Raw genomic sequence first — 19,140 nt, forward strand, 5'->3', positions numbered from 1 at the left:
GTCAAAACCCTTGAGTGACATTGGTCTGCGCAGGCGCAAGGCGTTCGCGTGAGCGGCCGTCGCGTGCGTGGACAAGGCTGAAAATGATCGGCACCAGGAACAGCGTGGCGACCGTGGCGAAACCCAGGCCGCCGATCACGGCACGCCCCAGCGGCGCGTTCTGCTCGCCGCCCTCGCCAAGGCTCAACGCCATCGGCGCCATGCCGATGATCATCGAGATCGCGGTCATCAACACCGGTCGGAATCGGGTGAAACCGGCTTCCAGAGCGGCTTGCAGTGGGTTGCCGTGTTCGGCCAGCCGTTCGCGGCAGAAGCTCACCACAAGGATGGCGTTGGCCGTCGCCACCCCCATACACATGATCGCGCCGGTCAACGCCGGGACCGACAGCGGCGTGTGGGTCACGAACAACATCCAGACGATCCCGGCCAATGCGGCCGGCAACGCGGTGATGATCACGAACGGGTCGCTCCAGGACTGGAAGTTGACGACGATCAGCAGATAGATCAGGACCACCGCTCCCAGCAGACCGAACAGCATGCCGCTGAAGGCACTGTTCATGGTGGTGGCCTGACCTTGCAGCGCGACCTTCGAGCCTTTGGGCACATCACTGGCGTGGGCCGCGAGAATCTTCTGAATGTCCGCCGCGACCCCGCCCAGATCCCTGCCTTGAATAGACGTCAGGATCTCGACCACCGGCTGGATATCGGATTGCGTCACCACCGAATTGCTGTGGGACCGCTCTACGGTCGCCAGACCACCCAGAATCTGCCCCGTGCCTGGCGATCCGGCGGAGGTCAGCGGCAGATTGTGCAGCTGCGCCAGCGTGTCCAGGCTGTACTGCGGCGTCTGCAACACGATCGGGTAGGAGACCCCGTTGGCCGTGTTGAGCCAGAACGTCGGCGCCACCTGGCTGGAACCGGCAAGGTTGACCACCAGGCTGTTGGTGATGTCGCGCTCGCTGATCCCCACCAGTTGCGCGCGGGTGCGGTCGACATCGATCTTGAAGGTCGGCAGTTGCTGCGACTGCTGAATACGCGCATCGGCGACACCGGGGACGCGGCGAATTTCCCGCAGCAGCGTGTTGGCGAACGCGAAGTTGGCAGCCAGGTTGTTGCCGGCGATCTGCACATCGACAGGCGCCGAAGAGCCGAAGTTGAGGATCTGTCCGACGATGTCCGCAGGCGGGAACGAGAACACTGCGTCGGGAAACGCTCTGGGCAACTGCTCGCGCAATTGACGGAGGTAGTCGGCGGTGGGTGTGTGCTCTTCGTTGAGGCTAATCTGGATGTCGCTGTCCTGGGAGCCCACCGTGCCGGTGTTGTTATACGCGGTGTTGATGCCGCTGATCGACAGGCCGATGTTATCCACTACGGCCTTGAGTTCCGACGGCTCGATGACCCGGCGAACGGCGTTTTCCACGTCGAAGATCAATCGCGCCGTGCTTTCGACCCGCATGCCTACCGGCGCGCGGACGTGCATCAGGATCTGCCCGGAATCGACGGCCGGGAAGAAGTTGCGGCCCAGAAACGGCACCAGCGCAAACGAGGCGATGACAAAGGCGAAAATGCTGATCATCACGGTCTTGCGGCGCTCCAGGGCAGCCGCCAGCAGGCCGTGGTAGCCGCCGCGTATACGCTCGAAGCGGGCTTCGAAGCCGCGCTGGAAACGCACCAGCGGATTACGACTGATCGTCTTGTGCACGCCTTCTCCCTCGGCCGTATGCGCCTTGAGGAGGAAGTTGGCCATGGTCGGCACCAGTGTCCGCGACAGGATGAACGAAGCGATCATGGCGAAGATCACCGCTTCAGCCATCGGCACGAACAGAAAGCGCGCAACACCTTCAAGGAAAAACATCGGCACGAACACGATGCAGATGCACAGCAGCGCAACGAACGCTGGCGTGACGATCTGTGCCGCGCCGTCCAGGATCGCGGTTTCGACAGGCTTGCCCTGCTCCAGGTGCCAGTTGATGTTCTCGATGGTCACCGTGGCATCGTCGACAAGGATGCCGACGGCCAGCGCCAACCCTCCCAACGTCATGATATTCAGGGTCTCGCCGAGCGCCGAAAGCGCTGCAATCGACGACAGGATCGCCAACGGGATCGACACTGCGATGATCACCGTCGAACGCCAACTGCCGAGGAACAGCAGGATCATCAGGCTGGTCAGGGCCGCCGCAATCACGCCTTCCCGCGCCACGCCGGTGATCGCCGCACGGACGAACAGCGACTGGTCGCCGATCAGGTCGATGTTCAGGTTGTCAGGCAGCTGCGCCTTGGAGTCGGCGAGCTTGTCCTTGATCCCGGCGATCACTCCCAGGGTCGAGGCGGAGCCGGTCTTGAGCACCGGAATCAGCACCGAGCGGTTGCCGTTCACATGCACGATGTTGCTCTGCGGCGGGCTGCCATCCTTGACCGTGCCGACATCGCGAATCAGCACCGTGGTGCCGTTGGCGGTCTTGATCGGCAGGTCTTCGAGGTCCTTGAACGCCACCGGCGAGTTGTTAAGCGCCAGCATGTATTCATAGCTGCCGATCTTCTCGGTACCCACGGGCGTGATCTGGTTCTGGGTGGCGAGCGCGTTCGCGACATCCTGCGCCGACAGGCCACGGGCCTGCATCTGCGCAGTATCGAGATCGATCTGCACTTGCCGCGTCTTGCCGCCGAACGGGTACGGCAATGCAGCGCCGGGAACGGTGGTGAGCATCAGGCGCACGGTGTTGAGGCCAATGTCGCCCAGTTTCTGTTCGCTCAGGTTCTTGCCCGACAACGCCAGTTGGACGATGGGCACCGTCGAGGCGCTGTAATTGAGGATCAACGGCGGCACCGTGCCCGGCGGCAGATTGCGCAGGATCGCCTGGGAGACCGACGTCAGCTGAGCATTGGCGCTGCTGATGTTGACGCCCGGCTGAAAGAACACCTTGACGATGCCGAAGCCGTTCAACGATTGGGCCTCGATGTGGCGGATATCGTTGACCGTGGTGGTAAGCACCCGCTCGAAAGGCGAGGTCACGCGTCCGGCCATCTGGTCCGGAGAAAGACCGGTGTATTGCCAGATCACCGCGATGACCGGAATGCGGATCTCCGGAAAGATGTCCGTGGGGGTGCGCAGGGCCGCAAGCGGCCCGATGATCAGAATCAGAATAGCGAGCACGACGAACGTATACGGTCGTCTCAACGCAACGCGTACAAGGCCTAGCATGGGAAGTATCCAGACAAGCGTTAACCAGCAAAAATCGGTGCTGCGCATTCAAGCCATTGGCTCAGGCTTCACCGACATCCAGGTCGACAGGGTCGACGACGCCCATCCGAAAAAGGTGGCATATGCCACGATATTCAGAAACACAGGCATATGCCAGTTAATTTTTCAGAGGGTTGAACTGGATCCTTTCCACAACGAAAAATGCCGCCACCCTGGGGTGACGGCATCGATGTATGGCAAAGGCTCTGGACTAGCCGTTAGCCGTGGCGCGCGCCACCTCGGCCTGCTCCGGGATATCCCGATTGAGCGGCGTCAGCGTGGCCTTCGGCATCGCACTCGTACAGGCGACGAAATCCTCCTTGCGCAATACCGTCAACGCGATCAGCGACACCACCCCGGTGCCGATGTAGAAATACCAGGGTGAACTGATGTCTCCAGTCTGCTGAATCAGCCAGGTCGAAATCAGCGGCGCGCTCCCGCCGAACACCGCGACCGGAATGTTGTAGGCCACGGCAATACCGGTGGAACGGATGCGCGTCGGCAGCAGTTCGCTCATGGTGGCGTAGGTCGACGAGGCGTAAAGCCCGAACAGGATTGCCACGGCCATCAGCGGGTAGATGAACGTTGCCGGGGTGGCCGTCGGCGCCGACTTGAAGAACCAGTACATCGCCAGCGTTGCCAGCGCACCCACTACCATCAGAAAGGGTTTGCGCCCGTAGCGGTCGGTGAATGCCCCGCCCAGTGGCATGACGAAGGCGGCCGCCAGGCTTGCGATGAACACATAGAACAACGTGGTGCCGCTGTCGAACTTGAGGATGCGTGACATGTAGGTGGAGGCGAAAGTCAGCACCAGATAAAAGATCGAGCTGTGCAAGGTGATGATGAAGAACACCAGCGCAATGGCGCGCTTCCATTGCCAGACTTCACGCAGCGGCGCCTTGGAGGTTTCGCCGGCCTTCTGCAAGGCCAAGAACTCCGGGCTGTCTTCCAGCTTCAGGCGGATGTACATCGAAATCAGCCCCATGGGCCCGGCGATCAGAAACGGGATGCGCCAGCCCCACGACTGCATCACATCGGCCCCCAGCGCCCAGGTCATGCCGTTGGCGACTGCGCCGCCGAGCAGCAGGCCAAGCACGGCGGTGACCATCAGCCAGCAGGTGGAGAACCCGCGTCGACCGGGCCCCGCGTATTCGGAGATGAAACTGGTGATGGTGCCGATCTCGCCCCCAGCGGAAAAACCCTGCACACAACGGATCAGGATCAGCAGCACCGGTGCGGCGATTCCGATCGAGGCGTAAGTCGGCAAGAACCCCAGCAGGCAGGTCGACCCGGCCATCATGACCAGCACCGTGATCAGGGTTTTGCGTCGGCCGATCTTGTCGGCCAACGGGCCGAAAAACAGACCGCCGAGCGGCCGGATGAAGAAACTCAGGGCGAACGCCGCGAAGCTGCTGAGCAGGCTGGTGGTGGGGTTATCGGAAACAAAGAACGCCTGACCGATGTACACCGCGAGAAAGCCATAGACGCCGTAGTCGTACCATTCGATCAGGTGGCCGGAGATTGCGCCAACGAACGCACGACGACGCTGACGCGCCGGATTCTTGTGTTGAGTAGCCATTGTCGTATTCCTGTCTTTTGTTTTTATTCAAGGAAAAACACTGGGGTGCGGCGATACCGTCAGGTCGCCGCGACGGCGGGTCGATCCTGCTGCAGCCGGGTGCGCAATTCGGTCTTGAGCACCTTGCCGTAGCTGTTTTTCGGCAGCTCGGTGCAGAACACGTACTTCTTGGGTTTCTTGAAGGAGGCCATGCGCGACACGAACCAGCTGGTGAGCGCGTGCGCGTCAACGCTGCGCTCATCCCGCGCAACGACGAACGCCACCACCGACTCGCCCCACTGCGCATCGGCCTCGCCCACCACGCAGACTTCGAACACGTCCGGGTGAGTCGCCAGTACCTCCTCCACTTCCCGGGGGTACACGTTGCTGCCGCCGGAGATGATCACGTCCCTGGAGCGGTCGGTCAGGGTCAGGCAGCCGTCTGCGTCCAGATAGCCGATGTCGCCGGTGAACAACCAGCCGTCAACGAGCGTTTCCCGGGTCGCCGCCTCATTGCGCCAGTAGCCGTGCATCACGGTGGCGCCCCGGACGGCGATCTCCCCCGGCGTCCCCGTACTCACTGGCTGGCGCTGAGCATCCACCACTTTGATTTCCACGCAGGATTGGGCCATGCCCACGGAGGCAGCCAAGCGTTCCCATTGCGGATGGTGCTGGTCGGCAATGGCCGCGCGGCCCAGCGCACTCACGGTCATCGGGCTTTCGCCCTGGCCGTAAATCTGGATCAAACGCGGGCCGAAAACCTCGACCGCCTCGCGCAAATCGGCGACGTACATCGGTGCACCGCCATAGACAATGCTCTTGATGCCCTCCCCGTCATACCCCTGGCGACGCGCTTGCTCGACCATGCGCTTGACCATGGTCGGCGCGGCAAACATCGACACCTGCTTGAGATCGCGAGCCAGTCCGAACACCTCGTCCGCCTTGAATCCACGGGAGTCGGGAACCACGTGTCGGGCACCGCAGCGCACATGGATGAAGTTGTACAGCCCCGCGCCGTGGGACATCGGCGCTGCGTAGAGTGCAGTATCTGTGGCATCGACCTGATCGACGTCCAGCGGATAACACAGCGACATCGCCATCAGGTTGCCGTGGCTCAGCATCACGCCCTTGGATCGCCCGGTGGTGCCGGAGGTGTAAAACAGCCACGCCAGGTCATCGGCTCGGCGCGACACCGGTACCGCCAGTTGTGGCAGCAGCCCCTTCGCTTGCGAAACAGCACATCGCGCTGCCAGTTCACGACACTCGCCCGGCAGTTCGCCCTGCGCGAACACCTGGCCGTCATCGGTAAACATCAGGCGCGCCTGGGCATTCTCGACAATCCAGGCGGCTTCGCGGTTATGCAGCTTGCAGTTGATCGGCACGGCCACGGCGCCGGCCCACCAGATCGCGTAAAACAGCTCCAGATACTCGCAGCAGTTCTTCATGAACAGCGCGACCCGGTCCCCCGGCTCCACGCCATGCTGCAACGTCAGTTGCTCGGCGCGAACCCTGGCGCGTCGAGCGAACTCGGCGTAGTCAGCGATCTGCCGCGCACCCTCGAACAGGGCCGGGCGCTGCGGCCAGCGACGGCCCGCCTCGTTCAACCAGTTGGCGATATTCACATTCAGGCCCTCCGCGCTTGCAGCACGGTGGCGTAGTTGGCCACGGCCATCCCGCCCATGTTGAACAGCAGCCCGAACTCGGCGTCAGGCACGGCCAGGCCGATGGCATCGCCGGTCAACTGCCGGAACGCCAGCGCATGCATCGACACCCCCGTGGCGCCCACCGGATGCCCCTTGGCCTTGAGCCCCCCGGACAGGTTCACCGGCAGCCGACCGCCCGCCTGAACGATGCCGTCATCAAGAGCCCGATGCCCTTCACCCCGTGGCGCCAGGCCCATGGCCTCGTAGATCAGCAATTCAGCAATGGTGAAACAGTCATGCACTTCGGCAAAGTCGAGGTCGGACAGCGTCACGTCAGCCTTGCGCAAGGCGGTCTGGATCGCTCGCTGCGGCCCCTCGAACGCCAGAATGTCACGCTGGGCAATGGGCAGCACATCGTTCACCTGGCTGGTACCCCGAATCAGCACCTCGCGGCGGAACTGCCGGGCGCGTCGGGCTGAGGCCAGGACAATCGCCGCAGCGCCGTCAGTGATCAACGAGCAATCGCTCAGGCGCAAGGGCGCGGCGATCAACGGATTGCTGGCGGACACGGTGTTGCAGTGCTCGAACGACATTTGCTTGTGCATATGGGCCAGCGGATTGTGCATGGCATTGCCGTGATTCTTGGCCGCAATCGCGGCCATGGCTGACAACGGGCTTTGGTGGCGAGCGGCGTATTGCCCTGCGGCCACGCCAAACAGCTGCGGGAAACTCAGTCCCGCTTCTTCGACGTCGTTCTGATACCCGGCACCGGCCAGCGCCCGGGTCACCTGGGCGGTGGAGTTGGAGGTCATTTTCTCGGCGCCGACCACCAGCACCAGTTCTGCTGCCCCCGAGAGGATTGCGTTGACCCCCGCCTGAACCGCCGCCGAACCGGAGGCGCAGGCGTTTTCGCAACGTGTGGCAGGCTTGAAGCGCAGCGCCGGGTCGGCTTGCAGCACCAGCGAAGCGGGAAAGCCGTCGGGTACCATCCCAGAATTGAAATGCCCGAGGAAAATCGCGTCGATTTCCGAGGCGTCGATGGCGGCATCAGCCAGGGCCTCGCGGCTGACCTGCACGATCAGGTCTTCGAGATTCATGTTGTCCAGTCGCCCGAACCGGCTGTGCCCGGCGGCGACGATAGAGACGGAGTCATTGACCATTGTTGTTTTCTCCTTCGCAATGAACAGGCGTTGCCTACAATGGCCCACGACAAAGCGCACTCGCCAGTTCGTACAACTACGTATAGGGATGAGTAGTCGGATGGTCCGATACTGCGCTTGCCAGCCCCGCTGCGCCCATGACAAGAACACATGCAGGATGGCTTGATGACTGAAGACCAACATCATCTGCAAGACCTTGAGCGACTGGCGTTCCAGGTCTCACCCGCGCCACAGGTGATCACCGCCAATCGCCGCATGCTGGATTTCAACCAGGCGTTCCTGAGCCTCTTCGGCTACCGGCGTGAAGATCTGGCCGAGCAGCTGATCCTGAAGTTGTACCCCTCCCAGGCGGATTATCAGGCCATAGGCGAACGCAGCCTCAGCTGGCTGCGCCATGCGCAAAACGGCGCGTACTCCGATGAGCGCTTCATGCAGCACCACAGTGGCGAAGTGTTCTGGGCCCGGGCCAACGGCTACACACTCACGCCAAATGAGCCGTTCCAGTTGATGGTCTGGCACTTCGAGCGCATGGACCGGGCCTTCCGCCCCACCGTCAACCTCACCCCCCGAGAGCGAGAAATTTCCGCGCATGTGGTCAACGGCCTGACCTGCAAGGAGGTGGCGCGCAAACTGGGCATTTCTCATCGCACGGTTGAAGTGCACCGGGCCAGATTGATGAAGAAACTGCAGGCCAGAAACAGCGCCGAGCTGGTTTCGAGGATCATCGTCCTGCGCGAGTAATATCAAACTGCTCACGCGCAAGTTGCCTGTTTTTATGCAGGTTATCGGTTCAGCAACTGGCGGTTAGAAGATTAACTGCTAGCTTTGCTTGAGCCACTTTTCGAACGGCGACGACTACGAACGATGTTTCAGATGGCGTATGCGAGTGCGGCTGACGGCCTGGTTTGAACAGCGCCGCCGCGCCTTGCCCGACCAATATCCTTGCCACTGCCTTCATGACCGATAAGGCGCTTTTCGCCTCACGCTAATCGCAGCACTGCATGTTTCTTTCGCAAGTAAGGGAATGTCATGAAACCAGCTGTGAGCTTCGCTGTTCTGCCAGTCCGGTCACCGCCAAAGTTTGCCCCCAGCATTGCAGCATGTGCCGGAGATCCTCAGCCATTTCCATCTTCATGCTCGACCAAGACCTGTTCTACAAAAACTGAAACTCAGTGGGCTCCAGCGCAAGCCCTGAGCCTGGCGCTGGCAGCTCACGACCGAATCGCCCGCAAAAGACGGCAAGAAGAAGACAGCAATTGAAAGGGAGCATGTTCATGGGTAAACGTTGCTGCAAGCGTTACGTCACGGCTTTCACATTGGCCGTCTCGCCGGTCGCGGTGTACGCGGACAACGCCAGGGACTGGCAGAACACGCCGATCGACCTCAACCTGGCGTTCGGTTATTACAACCTGGTGGACACCAACACCCCCATCGACACCTCACTGCCCATCGACGGCCTGTCGCTCAACGCCAACGTCTATCTCGCCCGCTACGCACGTTCTTTCGCCCTGGATGGCCGCAATACGGCGGTGCAGATCATTCAGCCCTACGCCGATGTGGAAGCGTCTTTCGACAACGGCCAGTTCTTTTCCGGCACCAAGAAAAACGGCGGCATGGGCGACACCCAACTGATCTTCGCCCACAATTTCTTCGGCGGCCCTGCGCTGACGGCCGAACAATTCGCGAACTGGAAACCTGAAACCTTTCTCAGCGGTGCCATGACCGTGGTCACCCCGACCGGCGACTACGACAAGGACCGCATCATCAACATCGGTGCCAACCGCTGGGTGTACAAACCGGAGATCGCCTTCGGCACCCCCATAGGCCCGACGTGGCTGGAACTCAACACTTACGTAGCGTTTTACGGCGACAACGACGACTACCAGGGCAACAGAAAGCTCGAACAAAAACCCATCTACACCTTGGAAAGCCATTACAGCTACACCATCAACCGGGCGCTGTGGGTCGGCGTCGATGCCATCTACAACACCGGCGGCGAGACCAGAATCGACGGCGCCAATCAGGACAACAAACAGGAAAACGTGCTGCTGGGCGCCACCATGGGTTTCATGCTGACACCGCAGTTCGGCGGGCTGGTGGCCTACACCGATACGGTCTCGGAGCGCACCGGCTCCCCAGACGTCAACACCTGGACGTTCCGCTTGCAGTATTTCTGGTAGATCCACCCAACGCGCATCAACAACCGAAGGGAGTCACACGATGAAAATACCGGTACTCAAAACGTTATTGTGCTGTGCCGTTCTGGGACTGGGACTTGGCGGTTGCGCCAGCTCTCAGGTCGATCCCAGTGAATACTCAGGCTTTTTGCGCGATTACAGCCGGCTCAAGCCCGCTGAAAGCGAATCCGGTGCGAAGGTGATGCGCTGGATCGATCCGGACATCAACCTCAGCCAATACACGCAGGTCTACATCGAGCCGAGCCAGTTCTACCCCAAACCGCAACCGACCGGAGTGATCTCGGCGCAGATCCTGCAATCGATCACCCGCTACTTCGACACGGCCCTCAAGCGTGAGCTGGGCAAGGACCTGACACTGGCCCAGGGGCCGGGCCCCAACACCATTGTCGTGCGCCCGGCGATCACCGCCGTGTCCACCAGTACCGAAGGCCTGAAGCCTTATGAAGTGATCCCTATCGCGCTGGTCGCGGCCGCCGTGAACACAGCGGCGGGCGGGCGTGACCAGAACGTCGAAATTGCCACCGAGGCGGCCTTCCTCGATGCCGACAGCAACAAGGTGTTGGCACAGGTGGTGCGCAAAGGCGCCGGCAAGTCGCTGGAAAACGACAAGACCCAACTGACGCTCGAAGACGTCAAACCCGTGCTCGACGGCTGGGCCACCGATATGCGCCTGAGCTACGAAAAACTCAAGGCCAAGAAATAGCACCTGAACCGGGATTGGCACGTCGCCCCAGGCGTGCCTTCGCTACGTGCAGTGTCAGGAAGCACGAAGATGAAAGACGGAGGTTCATCGCGATTCAAGAGCTGTTCTGAGGTCCCATTTTTCTGGCGAGGATCGACGGGCTGATCTACCTTTGTCGTCACCGTGAAACGCCTATAACGATAACGTCTCCTTGCACCACCGCTGACAAGCCCGAGCAACCGGTCGCTGTCGAATAAAACTGCTCAAGGGAATGAAGGTCGGCATGCCGAAAAAGAACACGCCATCACCGCAGCCTGCAACGCCATCCGCCAAACCCGGCGGCCTGCTCAACCGACTCTATCCTGTTCTCATCGTGGTGCTGCTGTTGGTCGCCGGCGGGCTCTGGTACTTCACCCAGAAAACTCCCGCGCCGGTGGCCGTCAAGCCGCCCGTTGCGGCGACAAAACCTGCGCAACCAACTGCGCCGCCCAAACCCCAGCTCCCGCCAGCGACGTTCGTCGACGAGCAACAGTGCGCCGGCTGCCACACCGCGCAGGTCAAGGACTGGCAAGGTTCCCACCATCAACTGGCAATGGAGACTGCCAGCGACCAGTCGGTACTCGGCGACTTCAATACCACCACCTTCAAAGGCGAGAAGGAAACCACGCGGTTCTTTCGCAAGGGCCAAGAGTTCTGGGTCAATACCGTCGACGGCGAAGGCAAGGCCGCGGATTTCAAAGTGGCCTACACCTTTGGCGTTGCGCCGCTGCAGCAGTACCTGCTGGAAACCGGTGGCGGTCACCTTCAGGCCCTGGGCGTGGCGTGGGATACCGAAAAAAAGCAGTGGTTTCACATCTACCCGGGCCAGGGCGTCGACTTCAAGGACCCGCTGCACTGGAGCAAGCCGGGGCAGAACGCCAACTTCATGTGCGTCGAATGCCACACCACGGGTTTCAAGCGCAATTTCAACGCCGACAACAACACCTTCAATAGCCAATGGAACAGCCTCGGCGTGGGCTGTCAGGCGTGCCACGGACCCGCGTCCAACCACGTGGCCTGGGCCGCGAAAAGCGACAAATCCGCCGACCTGCTCAACGCCGGTTTCGAGATCAACCTGAGCAAGGGCGACAACCTCACTCAGGTCGACACCTGCGCCCGCTGCCACGCCCGGCGTGCGCCACTGGGCGACGATCAGAAGCCTGGCAAGCCGCTGATGGACGCCTATCTGCCCGCAGCCCTGACCCGCGAACTGTATGAGCTGGATGGCAAGATCAAAGGCGAGGTGTTCGAACACGGCTCGTTCGTGCAGAGCAAGATGTTCGCCAAAGGCGTGCGCTGCAGCAATTGCCACAATCCCCACAGCACCGAACTGAAGGCCGAGGGCAATGGCGTATGCCTGCAATGCCACAACCCGGCGGGCAAAACCTCGGTGCCGGGGGTCGATGGTGCCGGGCTGCAAGCCAAAAATTACGACTCTCCCGAACACCACCATCACCAACCCGGGCAAGCGGGCTCACAGTGCGTCGACTGCCACATGCCGGGCAAGCTGTTCATGGTCAACGACCTGCGCCACGACCACAGTTTCAGCATCCCCAACCCGGAGCTGGCGAGCAGCATCGGCATGTCGGACGCCTGTCTGACCTGTCACGTCAAATTGCCTGCGAACGAGGTCATCGATCAGTACAAGACCTGGTACGGCGAGCCGCAGAATGCGACCCATGAATACGCCCGCAGCCTGTGGCAAATTCGCGGCGCTCAACCCGGTGCCGCAGCGGCGTTGTTCAGCCAGCTGGAATCGACGCGGCTGGCCTCGATCCGTCGCGCCACGCTGGTTGCGGAGCTGCCGAACTACCCCAGCCAGCAGGCGCTGGACACCAGCAGCAAAGCGCTGCATGACCCTGCGCCGCAGGTTCGCGAGGCGGCGGTCAACGTCGTTTCCGCGCAGCTTGCGCCGGAGCAACGCCCTGAGGTGCTCGCCCCGCTGCTGCAGGACCCGATCCTTGCCGTGCGCATTGCCGCCGCCCGCGCCTTGTTGGGCAGCGCTCAACAACTGGGCCGTTATCAGGCCGCCTTCGACAAGGCCATCGGCGAATACGAAGCGGTGCAACTGAGCCTGCAGGAGCGTGCCGAGGCCAACCTCAATCTGGCGATGCTGTACCAGGCCAATGGCAATACCGCCCAGGTCGAACACTACCTGCGCACGGCCATCGAGCGCGACGCCGACTTCCTGCCGGCGTTCATCACGCTGGTGCAATGGCTGGATGCCAATCAACGTGGCCAGGAAGCCTCGCAGCTGCTGTCCGACAGGCTCAAACGGCAACCGGAGATCGCGCTGCTGCAATTCACTCAAGGGCTGGCGTTGGTGCGCAGGAATCAGCCCGAGGCTGCGCTCAAGGCCCTGCGAGAAGCCAACCGACTGGAGCCGGACAATGCGCGGTTCGCCTATGTGTTGGCCTTGAGTCTGCAAGACAGAGGCGACCTCAAGGGCGCCCGGGCATTGCTGGAATCAGCGCTTGAACGCCACCCGGAAAACCGCGACGTGCGCATGGCGCTGGTGGCGCAATTGCGCGACGACGGCGAAGTGCCGCAGATGAAGGCCGTCATCGAAGGCCTCAAGGCGATCAACCCCGGGGATCCGATTCTGCAGCCCACCGGGATACCACGACAGTGAGCCGGACGCCGGGTAGCGATGGACCCGGCATCCATGGATCAGGCAGGTCGGACCTGCTCGATGACCCGGGCCAGGTCGGCTTGATTGAAAGGTTTGGGCAGGCGCAGCAAGCCCGTCATGTTGATCGACGGGGTGTCGGTAAAGCCTGAGGAAATGATGATCGGCAGCCCGGGAAACAGCACGGCGATCTGCTGTGCCAATTCAGGCCCGGTCATGTTGGGCATGACGTGGTCGGTGATCACCAGATCGAAATCGTCATGACGCAGCACCAGTGCCAGGGCATCCACGCCGTCGCAGGCTGCCATGACCTGATGCCCAAGGTCTTCGATCATTGCGCGGGTACTCAACAGCACCAGTGGATCGTCGTCAACGAACAGCACTTTGAGCGGGCGAAACAGCGCAGGATCAGCCGCATCAAGCGTGCGCTCAGGGCTCTGCTCGGGAATGACCGCCGAAATCGGCAACCACAGCTCGGCGATCGTTCCGCAGCCATAGACACTCTTCAAGAGCAGCTTGCCGCCAGACTGCTCCGCCAGCCCGTGGATCATCGACAATCCCAGTCCCGTCCCCTTCCCCAGCCCTTTGGTGGTGAAAAACGGCTCCATCGCCCGCTGCAACGTGGCTTCATCCATTCCCGCGCCGGTGTCGGCCACCGAGATGCAGATGAAGTGTTCCTCCGCCGCTGAATCGGCGGTCAGCGAAAACAGCGCTTCCTTGGCAGAGACGATGATGCTGCCGCCCTCGGGCATCGCGTCCCGGGCATTGATCATCAGGTTCATCAGGGCCATTTCCAGCTGACCGGCGTCGACGAACACCGGGCGCATCATCAACGGAAAGCGCGTTTCAACCGCGATATTGGAACCGAGCGAGCTGCCCAGTAGCTCCGACATGCCGCGAATCAACGTGCCGACATCCACCGGTTTGGGGTCCAGTTCCTGACGTCGGGCGAACGCCAGCATGCGCTGGGTCAACGACGAGCCGCGCTGCGCTGCGGCGATGGCGTTCTCCACCAGCGAAAGGGTCTTCGGATCGTCTCCCAGACGCTTCTTGACGATGCCCAGACTGCCGAGGATCACCGTCAGCAGATTGTTGAAGTCGTGAGCGATACCGCCAGTGAGCTGGCCGATGGATTCCATTTTCTGCGATTGGTACAGCGCCTCCCGCGCTTCCTTCAGCGCAGTCTGCGCCTGAGCGCTGTCGGTGATGTCCCGGGTGATCTTGGCAAAGCCGATAAGGGCACCAGCGTCGTCGCGGATCGGGTCGATCACCACGTGCACCAGAAACCGCGAACCGTCCTTGCGTATGCGCCAGCCCTGCCCTTCGAACCGCCCTTCGCGCTCGGCGATCTCCAGCGACCGCTGTGGCAAGCCCGCCTCGGCGTCCGGTGGCTCGAAGAACAGCGAAAAATGCCGGCCGATGACTTCGCTTGGCTCGTAACCCTTGATCCGCTGGGCGCCAGCGTTCCAGGTGGTGATCACGCCCTTGGCGTCGAGCATGTACAGCGCGTAATCGGTGACGCCCTGCACCAACAGACTGAACTGCCGTTCGCTGTTGAGCAGCGCTTCCTGAGCCTGCTGGCGCTCGGTGAGGTCGCGGGTGACCTTGGCAAAACCGATCAACGTGCCGTCGCCGGCATGAATGGGATCGATCACCACCGAGGCCCACAGCCGCGTGCCGTCCTTTCGCACTCGCCAGCCTTCTCCTTCGAAACGCCCGGAGGTCGCGGCGATTTCAAGGGCTCTTGCCGGCATTCCCGCCAGACGATCTTCTTCGGTGTAGAACAGCGAAAACGAGCGACCGATGATGTCGGCCTCTTCGTATTGCTTGATACGCCGCGCGCCGGAGTTCCAGCTGCGCACGATGCCATTGATGTCGATCATGTAGATCGCATAGTCGAAAACCGCGTCGACCAGCAAACGGTAGCGGTCTTCCTGGGAAAGCAATGCGGACGACGGCGCAGGCTGTTGCATGATTGCCTCAGGCAATGAGTATGGCGTTGGGACATTATGGAGAAGTCATGAGTGAAAGCCCACGCCTTGATGGACGCAACGGTCGCCCCGATCGATTCGCTTTACCGGGCGCCTGTTCCGAGCAACCCCCTGACCCGTGTCAGCACCGCCTGAATATCGAACGGCTTGTCGAAAACTTCGACGAACAGATCCGGCCGCTCCTTGCCCAGATACCCTTGAGCGCCGCTCATGAGCATGATCGGTATATCGCCAAACGTCTCGCGCCCACGTACCGCCTCGGCCAGCTCAATGCCATTCATGCCCGGCATCATGTAGTCAGTGATGATCAGCTGAGGCTTTTCCCGGTCGAGGATGGTCAAAGCCCGCTGGCCGCTGCTGGCGGTCACCGTGAGATAGCCTTCGTCCTCAAGTGCGAAGCTGAGTATGTCGGCGATGAGGTATTCGTCGTCGACAATCAATATCGTAGTCATGACGCCCTCGATCCGCTCAACGCGCATTGAGGGACATGGCGACCGCGATGTTTACGCGTTGCTGTTGTCGCCAGGGGCATGAAATCGAACCTTCTTCACGTCTAGACCCTGCTCACCGATGGACACTTCCAGCAGCGAGGGGTCATAGGGATTGTCTCTGATTTTAAGAATCGACAATTGGCGTTTAAGTTCAGCCGGTTCTTGCACGAAACGCAGGAGCAACAGATTGTCGACGATGCCCGACATGTCGGGTGCCGGCGCGTCCATTTCGCCCCCCAGCAAACTCCGTACTTCCCAAGAGGCCACCACCGTCACATCGCGCGCGCGCAGTTCTCCCATTAGCGCTGTGTACAGGTCCAGCATCCGGGTCTTGTCAGCCGCTGCGCGAGTCATCCCGCCCAGGCTGTCGAGAAATACGCGCTTGATCGATTTTTCTTCGACGACGCGCAGCAGCTCCATGGCCAGCTTGTCGACGAGCTCCGTTGTGATCGACTTCCACAGGATGGTCAGCGCCCCGGACGCTTCAAGGGCGCTGAAGTCCACACCCAGTGACGCGGCCTTCATGCGCAGTCGCTGTGGCGATTCGTAAAAGCCGAAATGCAGCCCAGGCTCCTGCACGGTGGATTCGCCGAGAAAATTGATGCCGAACGAGGTTTTTCCGGAACCGGAGGGGCCGAGCAACAGCGTCACCGACGACTGCATCAGCCCTCCTCCGATCAGCGGGTCCAACGATGCCACACCGCTGGAGACGACGGAGAAATGATCGCTGTCGCGCATGGCCGAGCAAGTGACGACGCTCTCCAGCCGCGGATACACGACCAGGCCGTTTTCGGTGATCTCACATTCATGGGCACCGGGGATTGCGCCGCTGCCGCGGGTCTTGCGCATCTTGATGCGGCGTATGGACCGGGTTCCGACCAGTTCCTCGCCCAGCTCCAGCACGCCATCGACCATGGTGTGTTCTGGGCTGCCGTCGTCCAGCTGCGAGCTGGTCAGGAAGAAAACGGTGCAGCCGGCGAAGGCCGCATGGCCCTGCAACTCGGAAATGAAGCGCTTGGTGTTGAGTGGCGAATCAGCCTTGGAACGTGCGTTCAGCAGACCGTCGAGAATCATCACCGTGGACTTCTGGCGCACGATCTCGCGACGCAGCAGCTTGACGACTTCATCGAGGCCGTCGTTTTCCATGGTGTCGAAGGCGCTGACGAACTGGATCTGATCACCGATTTTGGTCTTGTCGAAAAAGCTCAGGGTCGACAGGAACTGAAACAGCCGCTCATGGGGCTCGGCCAGCAGGGTCGCGAACAGAACGCGGCCGCCGTTGTTGGTGTGATTGAAACCGATCTGGTTGGCCAGGATGGTTTTACCGGACCCCGGACGACCTTGAATAATGTACGAGGACCCGGCGACGAACCCTCCCTTCAGCAGCTCATCGAGTCCTTCAATGCCGCTCTGAAGGCGTTTTAGCTGGTTCAAATTTGCTTCCTCCGCTGGTGGACATCAGCGTAGCGACTGGCGCAGATCGTGCGCACGACGAAAGAACGCATTCTTCCGCGTTTGGCAGCGCTTTCCAAGAACAAATCACTATTCGTGACACAGACTTACCGCGCACTACCGAGTGACCCTCAACTATCTCGGCGCTGCCCGGAGTCCTTTTGCTCTTCCACACAGCCTTCGGTTTCGGCTTTGGACTGCTCGCTGCGGCGCTCCGGATCGTCCGGTTTTATCGGCGCTGACAGTGGGTATTCCGGCGTGTCGTCCGGCGCGGATTCAGGAACAGGAGGATTGGCGGGGGTTTTCTGGCTCATGGCCACTGACTCGTTTTTTATGAATGCAGTGGTTGGAGTACGCACGGATCGATACGTGCGTTTTATTCATTCACAACGATGGGTGCAATCACGGTTTTTCACATGACAACAAAGGCAAGCCGGACCGCTACAAGGGTTTTATGCCAGGTGAAGGTTTCGGGCTGAACACCAGTCCCTGTGGGAGAAGCTGGAGCTGTGCGACAGCCGCGATGGCGTCGTGACAGTTAGCTTATGTGCCAACTGACGCACCGCTATCGTCCGAATCGCGGCCCGTACCGTCGTGACCTCCGGCGTCTCCCACAGAGATCACTTCAGGACGCACTATCAGCGTTGGCTTTGATTTTCGTGCGCACCCGATCAAACATCACGCAGCGGCCGGCGGTGGCGTCTTCAAGATCGTCGCCGCCGGCAAACGGAACGCCGCGCGGCCGGACGGCTACACATGCGGCTAAACCAAGTCAGCCAGGCACTGCTCGAGAATATCGAGCCCTTCGTTGAGTACCTCAGGCTCGATGGTCAGTGGCGCCAGCAAGCGAATGATGTGCCGCGACTTGCCGCTGGGCATGAGCAGCAGGCCGCGATTTCTTGCTGCTTCGAGCAACTGCGCCATTTGCGCGGTGGCCGGTTTGCCTTCCGTGGTCAGCAGCTCGATACCGCGCATCGCGCCAACGCCAGTCAAGCGGCCCAGATACGGCGAGAGTTTGCGTGCTTGCCATTGCTCGTAACGTGCGAGCAAGGTCACTGAGTACTGCTCGCTCCACCCCGCAAGGTTGGCATCGGTCATTTCGTCCAGCGTCGCCAGGCCCGCTGCACAGGCAATCGGGTTACCGGAATAGGTGCCGCCAAGCCCGCCTTTGGGCAGCGTGTCCATCAGCTGCTTGCGTCCCACCACCGCCCCCAGCGGTAGGCCGCCTGCGATACTTTTACCCAGCAGCAACAGATCCGGTTCGATACCCAGGCGGCTGAAGGCAAAACGATCGCCGGTACGGCCGAAGCCCGACTGGATTTCGTCGATGATCAGAACGATGCCCTTGTCATCACAAAGTTTACGCAGCGCCTGTGCGAACTCGATGTCCAGCGCAAGGAAACCGCCCTCGCCCTGCACCGGCTCGACGATGAAACAGGCCACTTCATCAATATCGATTTCCACGCTGAACAACCGCTCCATGGCCTTCAACGCTTCGGCGAGCGTGACGCCATTGTCCGCGCTCGGGTAAGGCAGGTGAAATACCGGCCCCGGCAATACGCCGACTTTCTGTTTGTACGGGGCGACCTTGCCGTTGAGATTCAATGTGGCGAGGGTGCGCCCGTGAAAGGCGCCATCGAAGGCGATCACCGCCGACTTGCCGGTGTGGCCACGGACGATTTTCAAGGCGTTCTCCGCCGCTTCCGCACCACTGTTGGTCAGCATGCCGCTCACCGGATAACTGACCGGGATAAATGCCGCCAAGCGCTCGATGAATTGCTGATACGGCACATGGGGCGCGGCATTGAACGCGTAATGGGTCATGCGCTGCGCCTGCTCGCAAATCGCGGCGACGATCTTCGGATGGCAGTGGCCCAGATTCAACACGCCAATGCCGCCGACAAAATCGATGTAGCGCTTTCCATCGACATCCCAGACCTCGGCGTTTTTTCCGTGGGAGAGACTGACGGCATGAACGAAGGAAATGGAGTTGCTGACAGAAGGAAAAGCCATGCTCAAGCGTCCTGCGGACAATGGGAATGGCTTATCTAAACGA

At 61.1% G+C, this 19,140-nt stretch carries 13 protein-coding genes; 4 read left to right on the forward strand and 9 right to left on the reverse strand.

All coding sequences use genetic code 11. The features are described from left to right. Nucleotide 1 precedes the first annotated feature (1 nt). The 4 genes from BWR59_RS23500 to BWR59_RS23515 form a co-directional block, all read right to left on the reverse strand. Entirely contained in the window at nucleotides 2-3,202 is a 3,201-nt protein-coding gene (locus BWR59_RS23500; RefSeq protein WP_081568040.1) for an efflux RND transporter permease subunit, read from the reverse strand. Between the two features lie 250 nt (nucleotides 3,203-3,452). Then, complete coding sequence (locus BWR59_RS23505; protein WP_081568041.1) at nucleotides 3,453-4,820, reverse strand: MFS transporter; 1,368 nt, start codon at nucleotides 4,818-4,820, stop codon at nucleotides 3,453-3,455. A gap of 59 nt (nucleotides 4,821-4,879) precedes the next feature. Next, complete coding sequence (locus BWR59_RS23510) at nucleotides 4,880-6,421, reverse strand: AMP-binding protein (protein ID WP_081568042.1); 1,542 nt, start codon at nucleotides 6,419-6,421, stop codon at nucleotides 4,880-4,882. 2 nt (nucleotides 6,422-6,423) lie between these two features. Then, nucleotides 6,424-7,602: an acetyl-CoA acetyltransferase gene (locus BWR59_RS23515; RefSeq protein ID WP_081568043.1), complete on the reverse strand. Its 1,179-nt coding sequence runs from the start codon at nucleotides 7,600-7,602 to the stop codon at nucleotides 6,424-6,426. A 165-nt stretch (nucleotides 7,603-7,767) separates the two neighbouring features. On the opposite strand from BWR59_RS23515, the gene BWR59_RS23520 reads away from it, so the two are divergent. The 4 genes from BWR59_RS23520 to BWR59_RS23535 all read left to right on the forward strand — a co-directional run bounded on the left by BWR59_RS23520 (nucleotide 7,768) and on the right by BWR59_RS23535 (nucleotide 13,153). After that, a complete protein-coding gene (locus BWR59_RS23520) occupies nucleotides 7,768-8,343 on the forward strand; it encodes a LuxR C-terminal-related transcriptional regulator (protein WP_081568395.1) in 576 nt (191 codons plus the stop codon). Nucleotides 8,344-8,876: 533 nt separating this feature from the next. Continuing rightward, on the forward strand, nucleotides 8,877-9,782 hold the full coding sequence (locus BWR59_RS23525) for a transporter (protein WP_081568396.1): 906 nt from the start codon (nucleotides 8,877-8,879) through the stop codon (nucleotides 9,780-9,782). Nucleotides 9,783-9,822: 40 nt separating this feature from the next. Further along, the gene (locus tag BWR59_RS23530; RefSeq protein ID WP_081568044.1) at nucleotides 9,823-10,503 is read left to right on the forward strand and encodes a DUF3313 domain-containing protein; all 681 of its coding nucleotides are present in this window, start codon (nucleotides 9,823-9,825) and stop codon (nucleotides 10,501-10,503) included. Nucleotides 10,504-10,765: 262 nt separating this feature from the next. Then, the gene (locus BWR59_RS23535) at nucleotides 10,766-13,153 is read left to right on the forward strand and encodes a tetratricopeptide repeat protein (RefSeq protein WP_081568045.1); all 2,388 of its coding nucleotides are present in this window, start codon (nucleotides 10,766-10,768) and stop codon (nucleotides 13,151-13,153) included. Nucleotides 13,154-13,191: 38 nt separating this feature from the next. Here the strand turns inward: BWR59_RS23535 and BWR59_RS23540 are convergent, their stop codons facing one another. The 5 genes from BWR59_RS23540 to BWR59_RS23560 all read right to left on the reverse strand — a co-directional run bounded on the left by BWR59_RS23540 (nucleotide 13,192) and on the right by BWR59_RS23560 (nucleotide 19,097). Then, nucleotides 13,192-15,123: a PAS domain-containing sensor histidine kinase gene (locus BWR59_RS23540; RefSeq protein ID WP_081568046.1), complete on the reverse strand. Its 1,932-nt coding sequence runs from the start codon at nucleotides 15,121-15,123 to the stop codon at nucleotides 13,192-13,194. Between the two features lie 101 nt (nucleotides 15,124-15,224). Then, nucleotides 15,225-15,593, reverse strand: a complete 369-nt coding sequence (locus BWR59_RS23545; protein WP_081568047.1) for a response regulator — start codon at nucleotides 15,591-15,593, stop codon at nucleotides 15,225-15,227. Between the two features lie 51 nt (nucleotides 15,594-15,644). Further along, nucleotides 15,645-17,066, reverse strand: coding sequence for an ATPase domain-containing protein (locus BWR59_RS23550; RefSeq protein ID WP_081568048.1), 1,422 nt, complete (start codon nucleotides 17,064-17,066; stop codon nucleotides 15,645-15,647). 149 nt (nucleotides 17,067-17,215) lie between these two features. Continuing rightward, nucleotides 17,216-17,398 (reverse strand): hypothetical protein, encoded by a 183-nt coding sequence (locus BWR59_RS23555; protein WP_081568049.1) that lies wholly within the window; start codon nucleotides 17,396-17,398, stop codon nucleotides 17,216-17,218. A 448-nt stretch (nucleotides 17,399-17,846) separates the two neighbouring features. Beyond that, nucleotides 17,847-19,097, reverse strand: coding sequence for an aspartate aminotransferase family protein (locus tag BWR59_RS23560; RefSeq protein WP_081568050.1), 1,251 nt, complete (start codon nucleotides 19,095-19,097; stop codon nucleotides 17,847-17,849). Nucleotides 19,098-19,140: the final 43 nt, after the last annotated feature.

Source organism: Pseudomonas sp. Bc-h, from assembly GCF_002080045.1.
Lineage (GTDB): Bacteria > Pseudomonadota > Gammaproteobacteria > Pseudomonadales > Pseudomonadaceae > Aquipseudomonas.

Bases quoted from the DNA above. Each gene is read 5' to 3' on its own strand.
- BWR59_RS23500 (WP_081568040.1), bottom strand. From the start codon at position 3,202: ATGCTAGGCCTTGTACGCGTTGCGTTGAGACGACCGTATACGTTCGTC.
- BWR59_RS23505 (WP_081568041.1), bottom strand. From the start codon at position 4,820: ATGGCTACTCAACACAAGAATCCGGCGCGTCAGCGTCGTCGTGCGTTC.
- BWR59_RS23515 (WP_081568043.1), bottom strand. From the start codon at position 7,602: ATGGTCAATGACTCCGTCTCTATCGTCGCCGCCGGGCACAGCCGGTTC.
- BWR59_RS23520 (WP_081568395.1), top strand. From the start codon at position 7,768: ATGACTGAAGACCAACATCATCTGCAAGACCTTGAGCGACTGGCGTTC.
- BWR59_RS23525 (WP_081568396.1), top strand. From the start codon at position 8,877: ATGGGTAAACGTTGCTGCAAGCGTTACGTCACGGCTTTCACATTGGCC.
- BWR59_RS23530 (WP_081568044.1), top strand. From the start codon at position 9,823: ATGAAAATACCGGTACTCAAAACGTTATTGTGCTGTGCCGTTCTGGGA.
- BWR59_RS23535 (WP_081568045.1), top strand. From the start codon at position 10,766: ATGCCGAAAAAGAACACGCCATCACCGCAGCCTGCAACGCCATCCGCC.
- BWR59_RS23540 (WP_081568046.1), bottom strand. From the start codon at position 15,123: ATGCAACAGCCTGCGCCGTCGTCCGCATTGCTTTCCCAGGAAGACCGC.
- BWR59_RS23545 (WP_081568047.1), bottom strand. From the start codon at position 15,593: ATGACTACGATATTGATTGTCGACGACGAATACCTCATCGCCGACATA.
- BWR59_RS23555 (WP_081568049.1), bottom strand. From the start codon at position 17,398: ATGAGCCAGAAAACCCCCGCCAATCCTCCTGTTCCTGAATCCGCGCCG.
- BWR59_RS23560 (WP_081568050.1), bottom strand. From the start codon at position 19,097: ATGGCTTTTCCTTCTGTCAGCAACTCCATTTCCTTCGTTCATGCCGTC.